This window comes from Pseudomonas sp. VEM90 (genome assembly GCF_054611535.1).
Genome location: NZ_JBTRAR010000016.1, coordinates 75,742 through 95,577 on the forward strand (window position 1 = coordinate 75,742; position 19,836 = coordinate 95,577).

Annotated in this window: 11 protein-coding genes; 9 read left to right on the forward strand and 2 right to left on the reverse strand. The window is 62.6% G+C overall.

The window, feature by feature from the left end:
- Window positions 1-3 precede the first annotated feature (3 nt).
- The 9 genes from ACYCCG_RS16520 to ACYCCG_RS16560 all read left to right on the forward strand — a co-directional run bounded on the left by ACYCCG_RS16520 (window position 4) and on the right by ACYCCG_RS16560 (window position 17,687).
- The gene (locus ACYCCG_RS16520; RefSeq protein WP_209964190.1) at window positions 4-1,254 is read left to right on the forward strand and encodes a glycosyltransferase family 4 protein; all 1,251 of its coding nucleotides are present in this window, start codon (window positions 4-6) and stop codon (window positions 1,252-1,254) included.
- Window positions 1,254-2,219, forward strand: coding sequence for a UDP-glucose 4-epimerase family protein (locus ACYCCG_RS16525; protein ID WP_459671168.1), 966 nt, complete (start codon window positions 1,254-1,256; stop codon window positions 2,217-2,219). Before ACYCCG_RS16520 ends, ACYCCG_RS16525 begins: the two co-directional genes overlap by 1 nt.
- Complete coding sequence (locus tag ACYCCG_RS16530) at window positions 2,216-3,226, forward strand: MraY family glycosyltransferase (RefSeq protein ID WP_176685066.1); 1,011 nt, start codon at window positions 2,216-2,218, stop codon at window positions 3,224-3,226. The genes ACYCCG_RS16525 and ACYCCG_RS16530 overlap by 4 nt, the downstream gene beginning before the upstream one ends.
- Window positions 3,227-3,290: 64 nt before the next feature.
- Window positions 3,291-5,288: a polysaccharide biosynthesis protein gene (locus ACYCCG_RS16535; protein ID WP_209964196.1), complete on the forward strand. Its 1,998-nt coding sequence runs from the start codon at window positions 3,291-3,293 to the stop codon at window positions 5,286-5,288.
- 169 nt (window positions 5,289-5,457) lie between these two features.
- Window positions 5,458-6,528: a dTDP-glucose 4,6-dehydratase gene (gene rfbB / locus ACYCCG_RS16540; RefSeq protein WP_339444598.1), complete on the forward strand. Its 1,071-nt coding sequence runs from the start codon at window positions 5,458-5,460 to the stop codon at window positions 6,526-6,528.
- Complete coding sequence (gene rfbD, locus ACYCCG_RS16545; protein ID WP_209964202.1) at window positions 6,525-7,430, forward strand: dTDP-4-dehydrorhamnose reductase; 906 nt, start codon at window positions 6,525-6,527, stop codon at window positions 7,428-7,430. The genes rfbB and rfbD overlap by 4 nt, the downstream gene beginning before the upstream one ends.
- Window positions 7,427-8,308: a glucose-1-phosphate thymidylyltransferase RfbA gene (rfbA, locus tag ACYCCG_RS16550; protein ID WP_339444596.1), complete on the forward strand. Its 882-nt coding sequence runs from the start codon at window positions 7,427-7,429 to the stop codon at window positions 8,306-8,308. The genes rfbD and rfbA overlap by 4 nt, the downstream gene beginning before the upstream one ends.
- A gap of 520 nt (window positions 8,309-8,828) precedes the next feature.
- Window positions 8,829-16,328: an SDR family NAD(P)-dependent oxidoreductase gene (locus tag ACYCCG_RS16555; RefSeq protein WP_459671170.1), complete on the forward strand. Its 7,500-nt coding sequence runs from the start codon at window positions 8,829-8,831 to the stop codon at window positions 16,326-16,328.
- A gap of 9 nt (window positions 16,329-16,337) precedes the next feature.
- Complete coding sequence (locus tag ACYCCG_RS16560; protein WP_459671172.1) at window positions 16,338-17,687, forward strand: aminotransferase class I/II-fold pyridoxal phosphate-dependent enzyme; 1,350 nt, start codon at window positions 16,338-16,340, stop codon at window positions 17,685-17,687.
- Between the two features lie 9 nt (window positions 17,688-17,696).
- Here ACYCCG_RS16560 and ACYCCG_RS16565 read toward each other — a convergent pair whose 3' ends face one another.
- Both ACYCCG_RS16565 and ACYCCG_RS16570 read right to left on the reverse strand, forming a co-directional pair.
- Window positions 17,697-18,152 carry an REP-associated tyrosine transposase gene (locus tag ACYCCG_RS16565; RefSeq protein WP_459671174.1) on the reverse strand — a complete coding sequence of 152 codons (456 nt, stop codon included), beginning with the start codon at window positions 18,150-18,152 and terminating at the stop codon, window positions 17,697-17,699.
- Window positions 18,153-18,791: 639 nt separating this feature from the next.
- Window positions 18,792-19,835 carry a phytanoyl-CoA dioxygenase family protein gene (locus tag ACYCCG_RS16570; protein WP_176685666.1) on the reverse strand — a complete coding sequence of 348 codons (1,044 nt, stop codon included), beginning with the start codon at window positions 19,833-19,835 and terminating at the stop codon, window positions 18,792-18,794.
- Window position 19,836 lies beyond the last annotated feature (1 nt).

The window sequence follows — 19,836 nt, forward strand, 5'->3', positions numbered from 1 at the left end:
TCGATGCCAGCAGAAAAAATGCGCGTACTGGTTGTAACGCAGTACTTCTGGCCGGAAAACATGCGGATCAATGATATGGTCCGCGACTTCACTGCCAGGGGGCATGAAGTCACGGTACTGACAGGTCTCCCCAACTATCCAGAGGGGCGTATTTTCCAAGACTATAAAGCCAACCCAGAAGCCTATTCATTCTACGAGGGGGCGCAGGTTGTTCGTGTGCCGCTGGTACCCCGTGGCACACGTAGTGTGCAACTGGTGCTCAACTATCTGTCGTTCTGCGTGCTCGCATCTTTGATGGGGGCCTTTAAGTTGCGCGGGCGCAAGTTCGATGCCGTCTTCGTCTATGCCGTTTCTCCCATTCTCGCGGCCATACCCGCTGTTATAATCGGGCGGTTGAAACGTGCTCCGGTATTTGTCTGGGTTCTCGACCTGTGGCCGGAGACATTGCGCGCGGTTAACGTAATCCATGACCAACGATTGCTGGGGTTGGTGGGCAAGGCGGTATCGTGGATCTACAACCGCACTGACTACCTGCTGTTGCAGTCTCGTGGCTTTTTCGACAACGTGCGTCGGTATTGCACCCGGAATATCGAGGACGACCGGTTGGTATATTTCCCCAGTTGGGCAGAAGACGACTTTTCGGCCTCAATGGACAAGCCCTGTACCCTCATCGCTCAGGACAACTCTGTATTTACGGTCGTTTTTGCTGGCAACATCGGTGAAGCGCAAGATTTTCCGGCTGTCCTTGACGCCGCGCAGGCGTTACGTGGTGAGGTTCCTGTTCGCTGGGTCATCGTCGGGGACGGCCGCATGAGCGTCTGGCTGGCCGATGAGGTGCGCAATCGCGGTCTGGACAACGTGCATTTGTTGGGGCGCCATCCTCTTGATGCCATGCCGCCCCTATTTGCCCAAGCTGACGCCTTGTTGGTTTCCTTACGCACCAACGATGTGTTCGAGCAGACAATACCTGGCAAGGTGCAGGCCTATCTGGCTTCTGGTAGGCCGGTACTGGGCATGATCAATGGTGAGGCTGCTCGGGTCATCAACGAGTCTGGGGCAGGTTACGCCTGTGCATCTGGCGATGGCGAAGCGTTAGCAATCATTACTCGCAGGATGGCCAAGCTTGCACCTGAGCAGCGCCAGGCAATGGGGGATAGCGGTCGGCGCTTTTATGAACAGGAATTCGCTCGCCATGTGCTGCTGACACGTCTTGAGCAGTTGTTTGGCAGCGCCACCTTACGAAGGACAACCTGATGAACCACCGTGTATTTCTCACCGGAGCCAGTGGCTTCGTGGGCAGTGCCGTATTGCAAAGGCTGTTGGCCGACGGCATGCCCATCGTGGCTACGATTCGTCGCAACAGCACTTCGCTACCACCCGCGGTAGAGGCGGTGCCCTTCGATTCGTTCGAAGAAGCATGTCAGTGGGGTGAAGCGCTGCTCGGCTGCGATACCGTGATTCATTGTGCAGCTCGTGTTCATGTGATGAATGATACCGAGGCCGACCCGCTTGCTGCATTTCGCAAGATCAACGTGCAGGGCACCATGAGCCTTGCCCGGCAAGCAGTCGCAGCAGGAGTAAAGCGCTTCGTTTATATCAGTTCGATCAAGGTCAATGGCGAGGAGACTGCACTCGGGCAGCCCTATACCGCGCACGACCGTCCACAACCTCAAGACCCATATGGTATCTCGAAGATGGAGGCGGAGGCCGAATTGTGGGCATTGGCGAAAGCGTCCGGGCTGGAAGTCGTAATCATACGGCCGGTGCTGGTGTATGGTCCTGGAGTCAAAGCAAACTTCCAGGCCATGATGCGTTGGTTGAGCAAGGGGGTGCCATTGCCGTTCGGGGCCATTGACAATCGACGTAGCCTGGTTGCACTCGACAATCTGGTTGACCTGATAGCGATCTGCATTGAACACCCAGCGGCCGCAAACCAGGTTTTTCTGGTAAGTGACGGTGAGGACCTTTCCACTACTGCACTTCTGCGCCGCATGGCCCAGGCATTGGGCGCGCCGGCGCGGTTGCTACCCGTACCAGGCTGGCTACTCAGTGGTGGCGCCAACCTGTTGGGCCGGACGGCGCTTTCCAAAAGGTTATGTGGGTCATTGCAGGTGGATATCGAAAAAACGCGTAAGGTACTCGGTTGGCAACCCCCGGTGAGTGTCGACGCGGCGCTCAGGGCCACTGCCCAACATTTTCAGGAATCGTCGAACAAATGATGCTTTGGTGGCTTTTACCCGCAGTGCTGCTGTGCTCGTTAGCCATGACCGGCACATTGAGACGTTATGCTTTGGCCAAGAACATTATCGATGTCCCCAATGCGCGTAGCTCACATTCAATCCCCACGCCCCGTGGCGGTGGAGTGTCGATTGTCGTCGCATTTCTGTCCGCATTGGCAGTAATGGCATTCCAGCCGGAGGGGCAGACTGACGCGTTGGTTGCACTGGGCGGGGCGGGGGCGGTGATCGCAGCGCTTGGTTTTATGGACGATCATGGGCATATCGCCGCTCGTTGGCGGTTGCTGGGGCACTTTGCCGCAGCCATCTGGATTCTGTACTGGCTGGGCGGGTTGCCCGCACTGCAGGTGTTCGGTTGGTGGCTCGACCTTGGGTGGGCCGGTGCAGTATTGGCAGCGATATACCTGGTCTGGCTGCTCAACCTGTACAACTTCATGGATGGTATCGATGGCATTGCGAGTGTCGAGGCAATCACTGTTTGCCTGGGTGCCAGTCTGCTTTACTGGTTGAGTGGGCAGGGGGGGATGACGGCCCTGCCACTCCTGCTGGCCGCGGCTGTGGCGGGCTTTTTGTTCTGGAACTTCCCGCCTGCAAAGATTTTCATGGGTGATGCAGGCAGTGGTTTCCTTGGAATTATCCTGGGTGGGCTGTCCCTACAGGCAGCGTGGCTGTCTTCCCAGCTGTTCTGGTGCTGGCTGATCTTGTTGGGTGTCTTCATTGTCGACGCCAGCTATACATTGGTTCGCCGTTTGTTGCGCGGAGACAAGGTTTATGAAGCTCATCGCAGTCATGCTTATCAGTTCGCATCTCGTCGTCACGGCAGACACCTGCCGGTAACCTTGGCGGTCACCGCATTGAATCTATTCTGGCTGCTGCCGGTGGCGCTGTGCGTTTTGTTGTTGGGGCTAGACGGTGTACTGGGGCTAATCGTTGCGTACGTACCTCTGGCGCTGATTGCAGTCTATTACCGCGCGGGTAGCCTGGAATAACTGTTGTACAGCAGAAGTGTTGAAGAATCGGTTAATACAATCAGAAAAAGAACTCTGGGAGCCTATGAACAAAGTACGCAAAAAACTGCTCGGGTTACCGCGTAGACAGAAGCGTCTGTTGCAGGTGCTGACAGATGTAGTGCTGGTATGGATTGCACTGTGGATGGCATTTGTGGTGCGTTTGGGCATCGACGACATGGCCAACCCCTTGATTGACCATACCTGGTTGTTCCTTTGCGCACCTGTGGTTTCCATTCCTCTGTTTATCCGCTTTGGACTGTATCGCGCCGTCATGCGCTACTTCGGCAACGACGCTCTGATTGCCATCATCAAGGCCGTTACGCTGTCCGCGCTGCTTCTGGGGTTCATCATTTATTGGGCCAGCAACCACCAGAACGTCGTGCCACGCTCAATCACTTTCAATTACTGGTGGCTCAGCCTGATCATGATCGGCGGGCTGCGTCTGGCCATGCGCCAGTACTTCCTGGGCGACTGGTTTGCCGCAGCCGCGCAACATGTACCGTTCGCCCAACGTGACGATGGCCTGCCCAAAGTCGCCATCTATGGTGCAGGTGCCGCCGGTAACCAGCTGGTGGCTGCCTTGCGCATGGACCGGGCCATGCGCCCTGTGGCGTTCATCGATGACGATCCCAGTATCAGTGATCGCGTGATTGCAGGGCTGCAGGTCTACCGTCCAGAGCAACTTGACCAGATGATCAACGTGACGGGGGCCCAGGAAATTCTGCTGGCCATCCCGTCATCCACGCGCACCCGTCGCAGGGAGATTCTCAACTTCCTGGAAGGCTATCCGCTCCATGTTCGCAGTGTGCCGGGCATCATGGACTTGGCCAGCGGCCGGGTGAAAGTCGATGATATTCAGGAGGTCGACATTGGCGACTTGCTGGGGCGGGATACAGTGCCTGCCCAGGCTGATCTCCTGGAGCGCTGCATTACCGAGCAAACGGTGTTGGTGACCGGGGCTGGCGGTTCTATTGGTTCAGAGCTCTGTCGGCAGATTTTGGGGCAGGCGCCCAAGTACTTGCTGCTTTTCGATCACAGTGAATTCAACCTCTACAGCATCCTCTCCGAACTGGAGCAGCGCGTTGCCCGTGAATCCCTTGCCGTCAGCCTGGTACCCATCCTGGGCTCGGTGCGCAACCAGTCCCAGCTCCTCGACATCATGCGCACCTGGCACGTCGACACTGTCTATCACGCGGCTGCCTATAAGCACGTGCCGATGGTGGAGCACAACATCACCGAAGGCCTGATGAATAATGTCATCGGCACACTGCACACTGCCCAGGCCGCGTTGCAGGCCGGGGTTGCCAACTTCGTGCTGATTTCCACCGACAAGGCCGTGCGCCCGACCAATGTGATGGGCAGCACCAAGCGCCTGGCCGAAATGACCCTGCAGGCGCTTAGCCGCGAAGTGGCGCCGGTGCTGTTTGGCGACAGCAGCAACGTTTCGCAGGTGAACAAAACCCGCTTCACCATGGTGCGCTTCGGTAACGTGCTGGGTTCATCGGGGTCGGTGATCCCACTGTTCCACAAGCAGATCAAGGCGGGTGGCCCGCTTACCGTTACCCACCCCAAGATCACCCGCTACTTCATGACCATTCCCGAGGCCGCGCAGCTGGTAATTCAGGCCGGCTCCATGGGCAAGGGCGGCGACGTGTTCGTGCTGGACATGGGCGAACCGGTGAAAATTGTGGAACTGGCCGAGAAGATGATTCACCTGTCTGGCTTCAGTGTGCGCTCCGAGCGTAACCCGATGGGTGATATTGCCATCCAGTTCACCGGGTTGCGGCCGGGGGAGAAGCTGTATGAAGAGCTGCTGATCGGCGATAACGTCATTGCTACCCGTCACCCGATGATCATGAGTGCCAACGAAGACTTCCTGCCCTGGGATACGCTCAAGGAGTTCCTACGCCAACTGATGGCGGCAGCGGCGGTTGATGACTTTGTGCGGGTACGGCAGTTGCTGCGCGAAACCGTGAGCGGCTATTCGCCGGAAGGCGAGATTGTCGACTGGATTTACCAGCAGCGGCGCCTGGAGCCTTGAGCTTGCTTCGCAGGTAAACTCGCTTCCACAGGGCCGCGATGCGGCCCCTGTAGCTCCGCCATTCCAGCCTGAATGTCACGTTGCCATCGTCTTCACTCTCGAATCAACCGCCGACAGTCTAGAATCCTGAAAGTGGAAGAGCAGACCCTGACAACGGAAGCAGACAAACATGACCATTCTGGTAACCGGCGGTGCAGGTTTTATCGGGGCGAACTTCGTTTTGGACTGGCTGGCCGGCGATGACGAACCCGTGGTCAACCTGGACAAACTCACCTATGCAGGCAATCTGCAGACCCTGAGCAGCCTGCAGGGCGACAAGCGCCATATCTTTGTGCATGGCGACATTGCCGATAGCGGGCTGGTCGCGGAGTTACTGCATGCCCATCAGCCCCGCGCCATCATCAACTTTGCCGCCGAATCTCATGTCGACCGCTCGATCCATGGCCCGCAAGCCTTTATCGAAACCAACGTCGTCGGCACTTTCCACCTGCTGGAAGCCGTGCGTGCATACTGGGGCGGCCTGAATGAACCGGCGCGGCAGGCATTCCGCTTCCTGCATGTGTCTACCGACGAAGTGTATGGCTCGCTGGCTGCCGACGAAGCGGCCTTCACTGAAACCCATCCGTACCAGCCTAACAGCCCGTACTCGGCCAGCAAGGCTGCCAGCGACCACTTGGTCCGTTCGTATTTCCATACCTACGGCCTGCCGGTGCTGACCACCAATTGCTCCAACAATTACGGCCCTTACCACTTCCCGGAAAAGCTCATCCCGCTGATGATCGTCAACGCCTTGGCCGGCAAGCCATTGCCGGTGTATGGCGACGGTCAGCAGATTCGCGACTGGTTGTACGTAAAAGACCACTGCAGCGCCATCCGCCGCGTGCTGGAAGCCGGCAAAACCGGTGAGGTTTATAACGTCGGGGGCTGGAATGAAAAGCCCAACCTGGAAATCGTCAACCGCGTTTGTGCGCTGCTGGACGAACTGCACCCTCGCACCGACGGCAAGCCCTACGCCGAACAGATCACCTACGTAAGCGACCGTCCCGGCCACGACCGCCGTTACGCCATCGATGCCCGCAAGCTGGAGCAGGAGCTTGGCTGGAAGCCTGCGGAAACCTTCGAAACCGGCATCCGCAAAACCGTGGCCTGGTACCTCGACAACCAGGACTGGGTGCAGAACGTGCAGTCTGGCAGCTACCGCGACTGGGTTGAAAAAAACTACGCAGGGCGTTCTGCATGAAGGTGCTGCTACTGGGCAAGGACGGTCAGGTAGGCTGGGAACTGCAACGCAGCCTGGCCCCACTGGGGCAGTTGCTGGCGCTGAACGCTCGCAGCCAGGCGTACTGTGGCGACCTGGGCAACTTGCCGGGCCTGGCCGAAACGGTCCGGGTCTACGCCCCCGATGTCATCGTCAATGCGGCGGCCTACACCGCCGTGGACAAAGCCGAGAGTGACCGTGAGCAAGCCTTCAAGGTAAACGCCGACGCTGTCGGCGTGCTGGCCCGCGCTGCCACTGACAGTGGCGCACTGCTGGTGCATTATTCCACCGACTATGTGTTTCCGGGGCAGGGCACCCAGCCCTGGCGCGAAGACGACGCCGTTGACCCACTGAATACTTATGGCGCCAGCAAGCTGGCTGGCGAGCAAGCCATCCAGGCTGCCGGTTGCCAGCACCTGATTTTTCGCACCTGCTGGGTGTATGCCGCACGCGGCAACAACTTCGCCAAAACCATGCTGCGCCTGGCTGCGGAGCGTGACAGCCTGGGCGTGATCGATGACCAGCACGGTGCCCCGACAGGCGCCGAACTGATTGCCGACATCACCGCCCACGCCATTGTCGCCACCCGCCGCAACCCATCCCTGGCTGGTCTGTACCACCTGGCTGCGGGTGGGGAAACCACCTGGTGCGGCTATGCCCGTTACGTACTGGAGCAAGCGGCGGTCCATGGCGTGCCGCTGAAAGCTCATGCCGAATACGTCACCCCATTGACCACAGAGGCCTACCCGACGCCGGCCATGCGGCCGGCCAACTCGCGTCTAGATACCCATAAACTGCAGAAGGCCTTTGCCCTGACCCTGCCAGACTGGCGCCTGGGTGTGGCTCGCATGCTGACGGAAATCTACGAGAAAGGACCACTATGAAGCGTAAAGGCATCATTCTGGCGGGTGGGTCGGGTACCCGCCTGCACCCGGCGACCCTGGCAATTTCCAAGCAACTGTTGCCGGTGTACGACAAGCCGATGATCTATTACCCGTTGACCACACTGATGTTGGCGGGCATTCACGACATCCTGATCATCTCCACCCCGCAGGACACCCCGCGCTTCGAGCAGCTGCTGGGCAACGGCCACCGCTGGGGCATCAACATCACCTACGCTGTGCAGCCATCTCCGGACGGTCTGGCCCAGGCGTTCCTGATTGGCGAAGACTTCATCGGCAACGCCCCCACCGCGCTGGTGCTGGGTGACAACATCTATTACGGCCACGACTTCCAGCAGTTGCTGCGCAGCGCGATGGACCGCCAAGGCAGCGCCAGCGTGTTCGCCTATCACGTGCAAGATCCTGAACGTTATGGCGTGGTCGAATTCGACGGGCAGGGTAATGCCATCAGCCTGGAAGAGAAACCGGCCAAACCCAAGTCCAACTACGCCGTGACTGGGTTGTACTTCTACGACAATGACGTGATCGAGATTGCCAAAAGCATTCGGCCATCTGCGCGTGGTGAGCTGGAGATTACCGACGTCAATCGCGCGTACCTGGAACAGCACCGTTTGTCGGTGGAGATCATGGGGCGCGGGTATGCCTGGCTGGATACCGGAACGCATGACTCGCTGCTTGAGGCAAGTGGGTATATCGCGACGATCGAGCGGCGGCAAGGGCTGAAGGTAGCATGCCCGGAAGAGGTGGCATTCCGGCAGGGGTGGATCGATGTCCAACAGTTGGAAACGCTGGCAGCACCGCTGGCCAAGAACGGTTATGGCCAGTATCTGCTGCGTTTGATTCAAGGCACGGTTTATTGAGGTAACAACCTAGGGGGCGGAACCGCCATTCTACGGGCGGTTCAACCCGCGAAAAGGCCGGGCTTGCTGGCCAATTTCCCAGGTCATTCACCGTCGCAGCCGCCACCGTATTCGCGGGTAAACCCGGCGGTGGCCCCCCATCGGAAGTCGAACACAGGACGTCGTAGGAGCGGGTTCACCCGCGAAAGGGCCGGGCCTGCTGGCCAATCTCCCCCGGTCATTCACCGTCGCAGCCGCCACCGTATTCGCGGGTAAACCCGCTCCTACGCCGATCCGTGAACCATCCCTCACCCCAGGGTTTTCCCACCCCGGCAACCCGCGTATCATCCGCATACACAAATCTGAACATTCCCACGCCAGTTCCAGACCATGAGTCTTGCGCCCCCTGCGGGCATGGCAGTTTCAGGTACCCAGACAATCATCAGTGACATATAACGACTGGCCAGTTTCGTGGCCGGGCCAGGCATGCCGGCTGTCCGACGGATGGGACGGTGCCCGATGAGATTTGAAGGAATAGGTTTTGATCAAGCGTAGAAAGGTTGCAATCGTTGGTTGTGCGTACCGTTTTCCTGGCTCTTCCAATGCAGGCTTCTGGCAAAACCTGATGGAGGGCCGCGACCTGGTGACCCAGGTTGACCCGTCGCGTTGGAACAAACGCGAGTTCCTGCACCCGGACAAGGCCAGCCCTGCAACCAGCTACACCTTCGCCTCAGGCACCCTGGGGGATATCAGCGCTTTCGACGCTGGCTTCTTCAGCATCTCGCCGCGTGAAGCCGCGATGATGGACCCGCAGCAGCGCATGCTGCTGGAAATGTGCTGGGAAACCTTCGAAAACGCCGGGGTCAAGCCGTCCAGCCTGCGTGGCAGCAACTGCGGCGTCTACCTGGGCATCGCCGGTGTCGAGCAGTCCTACCGCCTGCTCGAGGACCTGTCGGCCATCGATGGCGCCACGGCGACCGGCAACACCATGAGCATCGCGGCCAACCGCCTGTCGTTCTTCTACGACCTGCGTGGCCCGAGCATGGCCATCGACACCGCCTGCTCGTCGTCGCTGGTGGCCTTCCACCAGGCGTGCCAGGCCATCCTCAGCGGTGATGTCGACCAAGCCGTAACGGGCGGTATCAGCCTGCACATGCACCCGTTCGGCTTCATGATCTTCGCCAAGGCGACCATGCTGTCGCGCACCGGGCGCTGCCAGTCGTTCGACGAAAACGGCGACGGTTATGCCCGCTCCGAAGGCGGCGGGTTGTTCCTGCTCAAGGACTACGACCAGGCAGTGGCCGATGGAAATACCATTTTGGCGGTGGTGGCGGCCAGTGCGGTGAACACCGACGGGCGCAAGTCCAGCCTGACCCTGCCCAATGCCGAGGCCCAGGCGGCGTTGCTCAAGCGCGCCTACACCCAGGCCGGCATCGCCCCCGAGCAGCTGGACTACCTGGAAGCCCACGGCACCGGTACCGCCGTGGGGGACCCGATCGAAACCCGCGCCATCGGCGAGGCGCTGGGCCAGGCGCGCGGCGCCGGCAACCCGCTGCCAATCGGCTCGGTGAAAAGCAACCTCGGGCACCTTGAAGCCGCCTCTGGCGTGGCCGGCCTGATAAAGGCACTGAACTGCCTGGCCGAGCGCACCGTGCCCGCTACCATTGGCGTGCAGGCGCTGAACCCGAACATCGCGTTCGCCGACCTCAACCTGCAAGTGGTCACCGAGCCCCTGCCGCTGAAGGCCGATGGCCAGTTGACCGTGGGGGTGAACTCGTTCGGCTTTGGCGGCGCCAACGCCCACGTCATCCTGCAAAGCCCCGAGCCACAGGCGCCGGCAGCGCAAGCGGCCAGCGCCCCGCGGGTGCCGTTGCTGCTCAGTGCCAAGAGCGAAGAAGGCCTGCGCGCAACCGCTGAACGCTTTGCCGCCTACCTGGCCGAGCAGCCCCAGGCCGACTATTACGATGTGGCCTACCAGGCGATGTATCGCCGCGATGCACACAGCCACCGCCTGCTGCTGGTCTGCGACAACGCAGCCGAAGCCGCCCAGGCGCTGGACGACTATGCCCAGGACCCGGCCCTCAGCGAACTGAGCGCAGTGCTGGAGGCCGGCCAGGCCCTGGACGGCGCCTCGGCACCGGTATTTGTCTATTCCGGCAACGGCTCGCAATGGCAGGGCATGGGCCGGGCGATGCTCGACCAGCCGCTGTTCGCCGCCGCCGTGGATGAAGTGGACGCGTTGTTCCAGCCCTTGGCGGGCTACTCGCTGCGCGCCGAGCTGCTGGGTGACAACGGCGAAGGCCGTTATGCGCGCACCGAAATCGCCCAGCCGGCGCTGTTTGCCCTGCAAGTGGCGGTTACCAAAGTGCTGGCTGCCGAGGGCATCCACCCGGTGGCGGTGATCGGCCACAGTGTGGGTGAAGTGGCGGCGGCCTGGGCCAGCGGCGCGTTGAGCCTGGAGGACGCCACCCAGGTCATCTTCCACCGCAGCCGCCTGCAGGGCCTGACCCGTGGTACCGGGAAGATGACGGCGGTCGGCCTCTCGGGTGAGGCCACGGCGCAACTGATTGCCGAACTGAAACTGGACGGCCGCCTGGTAGTGGCTGGCGAGAACAGCGCCCGCGGCGCTACTGTGGCCGGTGAGGTCGACGCCCTGGCACTGCTGGAAGCGGCCCTGGAAGAGCGCCAGGTATTCGCCCGTCGCCTGGACCTGGACTACGCCTTCCACTCGCCGGCCATGGACCCGATCAAGCAAGCGGTTATCGACGACCTCGCGCATATCCGCCCGCAGGCTACGAAAATTCCGTTCTACTCCACTGTCGTCGGTGGCCAGTTGAACGGCGAACGCCTGGACAGCCAGTACTGGTGGCAGAACATCCGCTTCCCGGTGCTGTTCCAGGGCGCGCTGGCTGCCCTGGTGCGCAATGGCCTTAACCTGTTCGTCGAAGTGGGCCCGCATGCGATCCTGCGCAGCTACGTCAACGATGTGCTGGCCGAGTGCGAACAACCGGGGCAGGTGATTGCCACCCTCAAGCGCAGCGACCACAGCCCGCTGCTGCTGGAACGTACCGTAGCCCGCCTGCAGATTGCTGCCGTCGAGCCACAGTGGCAGGCGCGCTTCCCGGTGACCGGGCGCCCGCTGCGCCTGCCTAACTATGCCTGGCAGCGCGACCATTTCAGCTTGCCGGTCACTGCCGAGGCCTATGGCCCGCTGAGCCACGAGCGCGTGCACCCGTTGCTGGGTTACCCGGTAACAGACCAGGCGCTGACCTGGGAAAACCGCCTGGATACCCAGCAGTACCCGACCCTGGCCGACCACAAGGTGGGTGAGTCGGTACTGTTCCCGGGGGCAGGCTTTACCGAGCTGGCCCTGGCCGTTGCGCAACTGCACCAGCCGGGCGAGTTCGTCGATATTGAAGAGCTGGAAATCCACAACCCTCTGCTGCTGAGCAGCGAGGCCATCAAGAAAGTGCGCGTGCAGGTGGAAGAGGCCGACGGCACGCTGCGCATCAGCTCGCGCACGTTGATGCAGCGCGAAGACTGGGTGCAGCACGTGGTCGCACGCTTGCCGGGCGAAGCGCGCGGTGTGCTGCTGGACACCCGGGCACCGGCGTTGCCAGCCCGCCCGGCAGACTTCACCGGCGAGCAGCACCTGGCAATGACCTGCGCGGTTGGCCTGAACTACGGCCCCGCTTACCAGACCGTGGCCGCAGCCTGGCTGGAGGGGGAGCGCGTGTTGGCGCAGTTGACCGTGCCTGCTGCCATCGAACACGAACTGGCAAGCCTGCACCTGCACCCGGCGTTGCTGGACGGTGCCTTCCAGCTGATTACCGAGCTGCTGGCCAGCCGCCAGGGGCATGACGATGGCCTGGCGTTCATCCCCGTCAAGCTTGGGCGCATTGCCTTTACCAATGCCGGCGGTGTGCCGGTGCTGGCCGAGGTGCGCCAGCGCAAGCGCACCGCGCATTCGCTGTTGGTCGACTTCACCCTGTTCGATGCCAGCGGCGCTGCTGTGCTGGCGATCAAGGATGCGCGCATGCGTGCCGTACGCCTGCAGTACGACCGCAGTGGCGATATCAAGCGTATGGGCCATGTTGGGCAGGCCGCGCCAGGCGCGGTTGTGCCTGTGCAGCGTAACGCCGTGGCCTGCTCGCCGCTGGTCGAGGCCTTGCAGTGCCTGGCGGACGAGCCGGCGCAGGTGCGTTACCTGAATGAAGTGGAGCCACTGCTGGATGTGCTGTGCAGCAGCTTTGTCCTCGATGCGGTGGAACAGGCCGGCGGCTGCATCAGTGCCGAGCAGGTCGCGCAGTGGTCGCAGGGCCAGGGCGACTTCCTGGCGATGCTGTTGCGCCATGCCGAGCACGACGGCAGCCTGCAGCGCAGCGCTGACGGCGGCTGGCAACTGGTCGACCACGGCGAGCGCCCGACCTCGCAGGCTATCTGGCAAGAGCTGTTCAAGAGCTACCCCGAGTACTTCCAGATTATCCATTCCGTGGGCCGCATCGGCCGACATCTGTCGGCGTTGCTGGATGGCAGCCAGGCCTTCGACACCCTGCAACCGCGCGAAACCAGCGGTGCTAGCCTGGCGCGTCTGGTGCTGGGTGCGGCAGGGCAGCAGCACCTGCTCAGCGGCATTGGCCAGACCTTGGCCGCACGCCTGGCGCAACTGCCGCCGGGCCAGCGCCTGCGCGTGCTGGAATTCGGCTTTGGTGGCGCTTCGTTTGCCGAGCTGTTGTACGCCGGTCTGGATTTCGATCGCCTCGATTATGCCTATTGTGTCGCCGAGCCTGAGCTTGAGCAGCGCCTGCGTGACGACTGCCCGGCGCTGGAGGTATTTGGCCTGGAGCAACTGGCCGACGCCGGTACGTTCGACTGGGTACTGGTGCCGACCGATTTTGGCCCCCTTGATACGCTGGGTGACGCCCTGCGCCTGGCCAGTGGCCGGCTCAACCCGCACGGCCAGTTGGCGCTGCTTGGGCAGTACCCGGCGCGCTGGGCCGATTTCGTCTTCGGTGCCCAGCCAGACTGGTGGCTGGCCGGCCCGCAGCAGGCGTTGTCGCGCCAGCAAGGCCCGGCGTTCTGGAGCCATGAGCTGCAGCGGCATGGCCTGACCGCATTGCGCACGCTGGAGGCGTTGCCGGGTAACGCCTGTGGTAGCTACCTGTTGCTGGCGGACAAGCCCGCCGGTGCAGACACTGCTGCACCTGTGGCCGTGCAGCGCTGGGCCGTACTCGCCGAAGCAGGGCAGGGCGCCGCCCTGCGCCTGGCAGAGCAACTGCGCGCCCAAGGCCAGCAGGTTGACCTGTTGCAGCCGGGTGACGCCCAGGCACTGGCCGCCCAGCTTGGCGCCTTTGCCCAGCCCCCTGAGCATGTGCTGCACCTGGCCGGTTTCGACAGCGGCACAGGCCTCGATGGCCAGGCCGAGCGCTGCATGCAAGCGGCCGCGCTGGTGCAGGCCTGTGAGTCGCTGACGATCGCCCCGCAGTGCTGGCTGTTCAGCCGTGGCGCTGCCGAGCACCTGCACAGCGTCGACACCGCCGCTGACGTTGCGGCCATCGGCGACGCCGCCTTGTGGGGCTTTGGCCGTACCCTGGCCAACGAATCTCCGCACTGTCGTATTCGCCTGCTCGATCTGGCCCACGCGGCAGCGGTCGAGCTGGCGGTACCCGCGTTGTTGCACGCCGACAGCGAAACCGAGCTGGCCCTGGACGGCGAAGGCCGTCGCTACGTGCCGCGCCTGCGCGTGCTGGCCGACCAGCCGCGCCGCGCAGTGGGCGATGCGCAGTGGGTGTGCCTGGGCTTCGACCTGCCGGGCCAGCTGCGCAACCTGCGCTGGGAAGTGCGTGAGCCGCGTCAACCGGCGGCGGATGAGCTGGACATTCAGGTGCGCGCGACGGGCCTTAACTTCCGTGACGTGATGTTCGCCCTCGGCCTGCTGTCGGACGAAGCCATCGAAAACGGCTTCTCCGGCCCTACCCTGGGCTTCGAATTTGCCGGTGTGGTGCAGGGCAAAGGCGCCGAGGCAGTGGGCGACTTCGCCCCGGGTGACCGTGTGGTGGGCTTTGGCCCCTGCAGCTTCGCCAACCGCCTGGTCACCAACGCCAACGCCGTTGCACGCATCCCTGAAGGGATGTCGTTCGAGGCGGCGGCGACCATTCCGAGTACCTTCTTCACCGTGTACTACGCGCTGCATCACCTGGCGCGCCTGGAGCCGGGCGAGAAGGTGCTGATCCACGGTGCTGCCGGTGGCGTGGGCATCGCTGCCATCCAGATCGCCAAATGGCTGGGCGCAGAAATTCACGCCACCGCAGGCAGCGATGAGAAGCGCGACTTCCTGCGCCTGCTGGGCGTCAGCCACATCTACGACTCCCGTTCGCTGGCTTATGCCGACCAGGTACTGGCAGCCACCGGTGGGCGTGGTGTGGACGTGGTGCTCAATTCGCTGGCCGGTGAGGCCATCAACCGCAACCTGCAGGTGCTGAAGCCGTTTGGTCGCTTCCTTGAGCTGGGCAAGCGCGACTTCTACCAGAACACCCGTATCGGCTTGCGCCCGTTCCGCAACAACATCAGCTATTTCGGTATCGACGCTGACCAGTTGATGAGCGAGCGCCCCGCGCTCACCCGCCGTTTGTTTGCCGAAATGATGGAGCTGTTCGAGCAGGGCATTCTGCATCCGTTGCCGTTCCGCGAGTTCGACGCCAACCAGGTGGTCGAAGCCTACCGTTACATGCAGCAGGCGCGGCAGATTGGCAAGGTCGTGGTGACTTACGCCAACCCCATCCAGCAAACTGTCGACACCCGTGTGCAGCCGGTGCGGGCACTGCAGCTTGCCAACGATGCCAGCTACCTGGTCACCGGCGGCCTGGGTGGCTTTGGCTTGCGTACTGCGCAGTGGCTGATCGACAAAGGTGCCCGTCACCTGGTGTTGCTGGGCCGTCGTGGCCCGGCCAGTGAAGAGGCCCAACCGCAACTGGCGTTGTGGCACGCCCAAGGTATCGATGTGCAGGCCGTGGCGTGCGACATCACCGACCGTGAGCAACTGCGAGGGGTGTTCGATCGCATCGCCGCCAGCCCGTGGCCACTGCGTGGCCTGGTGCATGCCGCGACGGTGATTGACGACAGCCTGATCCGCAACCTTGACGGCGACCAGTTGCGTCGCGTGCTGGAGCCCAAGGCCAAGGGCGCGCAGTACCTGCACGAGCTGACCCAGGGCCTGGCGCTGGACTTCTTCGTGATGTTCTCCTCGGCCACCACCTTGTTCGGCAACCCCGGCCAGGCCAACTACGTGGCGGCCAACCACTGGCTCGAAGCCCTTGCGCGGCACCGTCGTGCTCAAGGGCAGGCAGCCACCGCCGTGCTGTGGGGCGCCATCGACGATGTCGGCTTCCTGGCGCGCAACAGCCAGATCAAGGACGCCCTGCAGAGCCGCATGGGGGGCTCGGCGCTGCGGGCCGAGGCCGCCTTGGCACAGCTCGAGGCCATGCTGTTGCAGGGTGACAACGGCCATGGCGTGCTGGAGCTGGACTTCAAGGCGCTGGCGCGCTTCCTGCCGAGCGCCACTACACCACGCTTCAGCGAACTGGCCCGTGCCTATGGCGGCGACCATGAGGATGAAGGTGGCGGTGAAGACATCCAGCGCATGCTGGAGGAGCTTGACGATGGCGAACTGCTCGAACGCTTCGTCGACATGCTCAAGCACGAGGTGTGCGAGATTTTGCGCCTGCCGCCAGCACGCCTGGATGCCCAGCGCCCGCTGCAGGAAATGGGGCTCGATTCGTTGATGAGCGTCGAGTTGGTGGTGGCGCTGGAAGAGCGTTTCGGTATTCGCCTGCCGGTGATGGAGCTGAGTGACAGCTCCAGCATCGACAAGCTTGCCGCACGTTTGCTGGAGCTGCTGCGCGGTGAAGCGGGCAGCAGCGAAGAGCAACTGGCGCAGAATGTGCTTGCCCGTCATGGCAGCGAGCACAGTGCCGAAGAGTTGGCGCAGTTGAACGCAGCCTTGGCCGACAGCAACGCGGCACCCAACCGATTGATTGATTAAGAGTGCCAGATGACAGCCAGAACCCCGACCGGCCTTGGTGGCGATGCCAAGCAACGCCTGATCCAGCAAGCCCTCGCCCGACGCCGCAATGCGGCCGAGGGCGAGCAGGGCGCCACCCTGGAGCAGGTGCAGCAGGCTGCCCTGAAGGTGCCCGAGGCGCACTATCGCTTTGACCTGCACCCGGGGTACCAGCAACTGCGGGTTATCCAGCAGAGCGCCATGCAACTGGGCGTGAGCAACCCGTTCTTCCGTATGCACCAGGGCACCGCCGGTGCTCAGACGCAGATTGGTGAGCGCGAGTTTCTCAACTTTGCCAGTTACAACTACCTGGGCTACTCCGGCCACCCGACCGTGGCCGAAGCGGCCAAGGCGGCGATCGACCGCTACGGCACCTCGGTGTCGGCCAGCCGCCCGGTTTCTGGCGACCGCCCGCTGCACCGCGAGCTCGAGCGCGAGCTGGCGCGCCTGTACGAAGTGGACGATGCGGTGGTGATGGTCAGCGGCCATGCCACCAACGTCACCACCATCGGCTACCTGTTCGGGCCACGCGACCTGGTGGTGCATGACGAGCTGATTCACAACAGCGTGTTGCAGGGGATCCAGCTGTCGGGTGCCCGCCGTCTGAGTTTTGCCCACAACGACTGGCAGGCGCTGGACCGCCTGCTGGGCGAGCAGCGCCAGCACTTCGAGCGGGTGCTGGTGGTGGTGGAAGGCATCTACAGCATGGACGGCGACTACCCCGAGCTACCCCGGTTCGTCGAGCTCAAGCATAAGCACAAGGTTTTCCTGATGGTGGATGAAGCCCATTCGCTGGGGGTGATGGGTGCGACGGGCAAAGGTATTCGCGAGCACTATGGGTTGGCTGGCGATGACGTCGACATCTGGATGGGGACCTTGAGCAAGACCCTGGCCAGTTGCGGCGGGTACATTGCGGGCCGCACGGCGCTGATCGAGCACCTGAAGTTTCTGGCGCCGGGCTTTTTGTACAGTGTTGGCATGCCGCCGGCGGTCACGGCCTCTGCGTTGGCAGCGTTGAAGCTGCTGGCTGCTGACAGCGAGCGGGTAGCGCAAGTGCAGGCGCGAGGGGAGTTGTTCCTGCGCCTGGCGCGTGAAGCAGGGCTGGACACGGCGACCAGTACCGGGTTGGCGGTGATCCCAGTGATTACCGGCAGTTCGTTCAAGGCCGGCCGCTTGTCCAGCGCCCTGTTCGAGCGTGGCATCAATGCCCAGCCGATTTTGTACCCGGCGGTGCCAGAGCATTCGGCGCGGGTGCGGTTTTTTGTGTCTTGCGAGCATACCGAAGAGCAGATCAGGCATACCGTTGCGGTGGTGGCGGAGGAGATGGCGCGGCTGGGGTGATGGCCACGCCTACAGCCAGATGGCATCCCAGTGCGGGTATTCGCCGACATTGGGTGCCAGGCCGCCCCTGACCGGGTTGGCAATGATGTAGCGAGCGGCGTTGAGCAGGTCATCATCCTTGCGCATGGCGCGATCGCAGTAGCCCGCCTGCCAAATGGGGTTGGTTGTTACGCCGGCCTTGTGCAAGGCAAGGCTGGACCTTGATTTGAAGCGGCGCATCAACGTGGCCAGCGTCACCTGTTTCAGTTCTATCAGCCAATGCACATGGTCGGGCATGACCACCCAGGCCAGCGTGGCGCAGCTGTTTTCCCGGTCTGCCTGGCGCAAGTGATTGACCACCAGCCTGGCCAGGTTGAAGTTGTGAAACAGCGGGCGACGCTGGTGGGTGACGGTTGTCAGCATGTACAGCCTGCCGGGGTGTGAAACCCGGTGGCGGCGCAGATGGTGGGCATGGGCGTAGTGCATGTGGTCATCCTTGAAGGCTTCGATAGTTCGAGCCAGCGTAGACGCCCTCATGACGCCAGCAGCGGTGCAACCATTGCAGAATGTGCCCAACGACCAGGGGGGGCGGTGATTGGCCAGGGATATTGGCCCGCAGGCCCGGCCCTTTCGCGGGTAAACCCGCTCCTACGACGGCGTATGTCCGACCACCGATGCGTTTTCACCCTCCGTGTAGGAGCGGGTTCACCCGCGAATACGGTGGCGGCAGCAACGGTGAACGGCCAGGGATATTGGCCAGCAGGCCCGGCCCTTTCGCGGGTAAGACGGTCGGCGCCCAACCCCCGATCTGTGCCCACCCCCGATCAGCATATTCGCGGGTTCACCCGCGAATACGGTGGCGGCAGCAACGGTGACCGGCCAGGGATATTGGCCCACAGGCCCGGCCCTTTCGCGGGTAAACCCGCTCCTACGACGGTCGGCGCCCAACCACCGATCTGTGCCCACCCCCGATCAGCGTAGGAGCGGGTTCACCCGCGAATACGGTAGCGGCGGCAACGGTGACCGGCGAGGGATATTGGCCCGCAGGCCCGGCCCTTTCGCGGGTAAACCCGCTCCTACGACGGGTTGCGTTCAACCACCGGGCCGGGGTGGACTGGGCGTGGGTCAGATATGCGGCGCCTCATACGCATTCAACTGCTCCACAAACCGCCAATGGCTCTTCTTGCCAAACCCCATCAACTGCTTCAACCGGATATCCCAACGCATGTGGTGGTTGGCAATCCATGGCAATGCAAACAGGTGCGCCCCGCGCCAGGGGATGAACGGGTTACGCCGCAGGCTGGCATAAATTTCGACGCGGTGGCTGGCCTGGTGGCTCGCACAACGGGCATGGAAACCAGAGGTATCCGCCACCACCAGGGTGTTGGCTGGCACCGCAAAGCGACGGGGCGGCGGCAAACCGAGGGCAGCCAGCTCGGGCTCGTCGATACGGAACGAACCCTCACGGTGCATCTGCTCGCTGGAGCGCGCGGCCCCCAGGCTTTGGCGATACTCCCAGGCCAAACGCTCCGGCGTCAGGCGGTGCGAGCCCGGCACATAACTGAACGGCCCTTGGTCATCCGCCACATCGTCCAGAAACAACCACGCCTTCGCCGTGGGGTGAAAGGTGTCGGCATGCAGGCGGGTCTGCGGGTCCTGGTCGGCATTGGCAGCGTCGATCACGATCGACTGCAACTGGTAGGTAATGCCACCGGTATTGGACGACGCATAGGCAATCAGGTCGCGTACCCCACGGTCCGCCACAAACGCCGCACTGGCCGGGTTTTGCGCCAGCACGTCCTGGTCAAGGCTGACCCGGCGGGTAACCGCACGGCCCTGGCGCATTTCCCAGCCGGTGCTGCGCAATGCACCCAGCTCGGCGCGCAAGGCTGCAAACTGCTCGGCAGGCAGGGCGTTTTCACGGATGAAAAAACCGTTCTGCTCAAAATGCGCGCGCTCACCGGCATCCAGCCGCGAGGCCAGCGCATTGCGACGGTAACCTGCCATGGCCATCGCCAACTGACGACGCTGCACATGCAGGCCCAGGGCATTGAGCCGGGCGCTGCCCAGCACCGGGTTGTTCTCGAACGACTTGGCATGGGTAGCCAACTGCAGGCAATGCCAGGGGAGTGCCGCGTAACGGCCGATGTCCTTGATCGAAACAGGCATG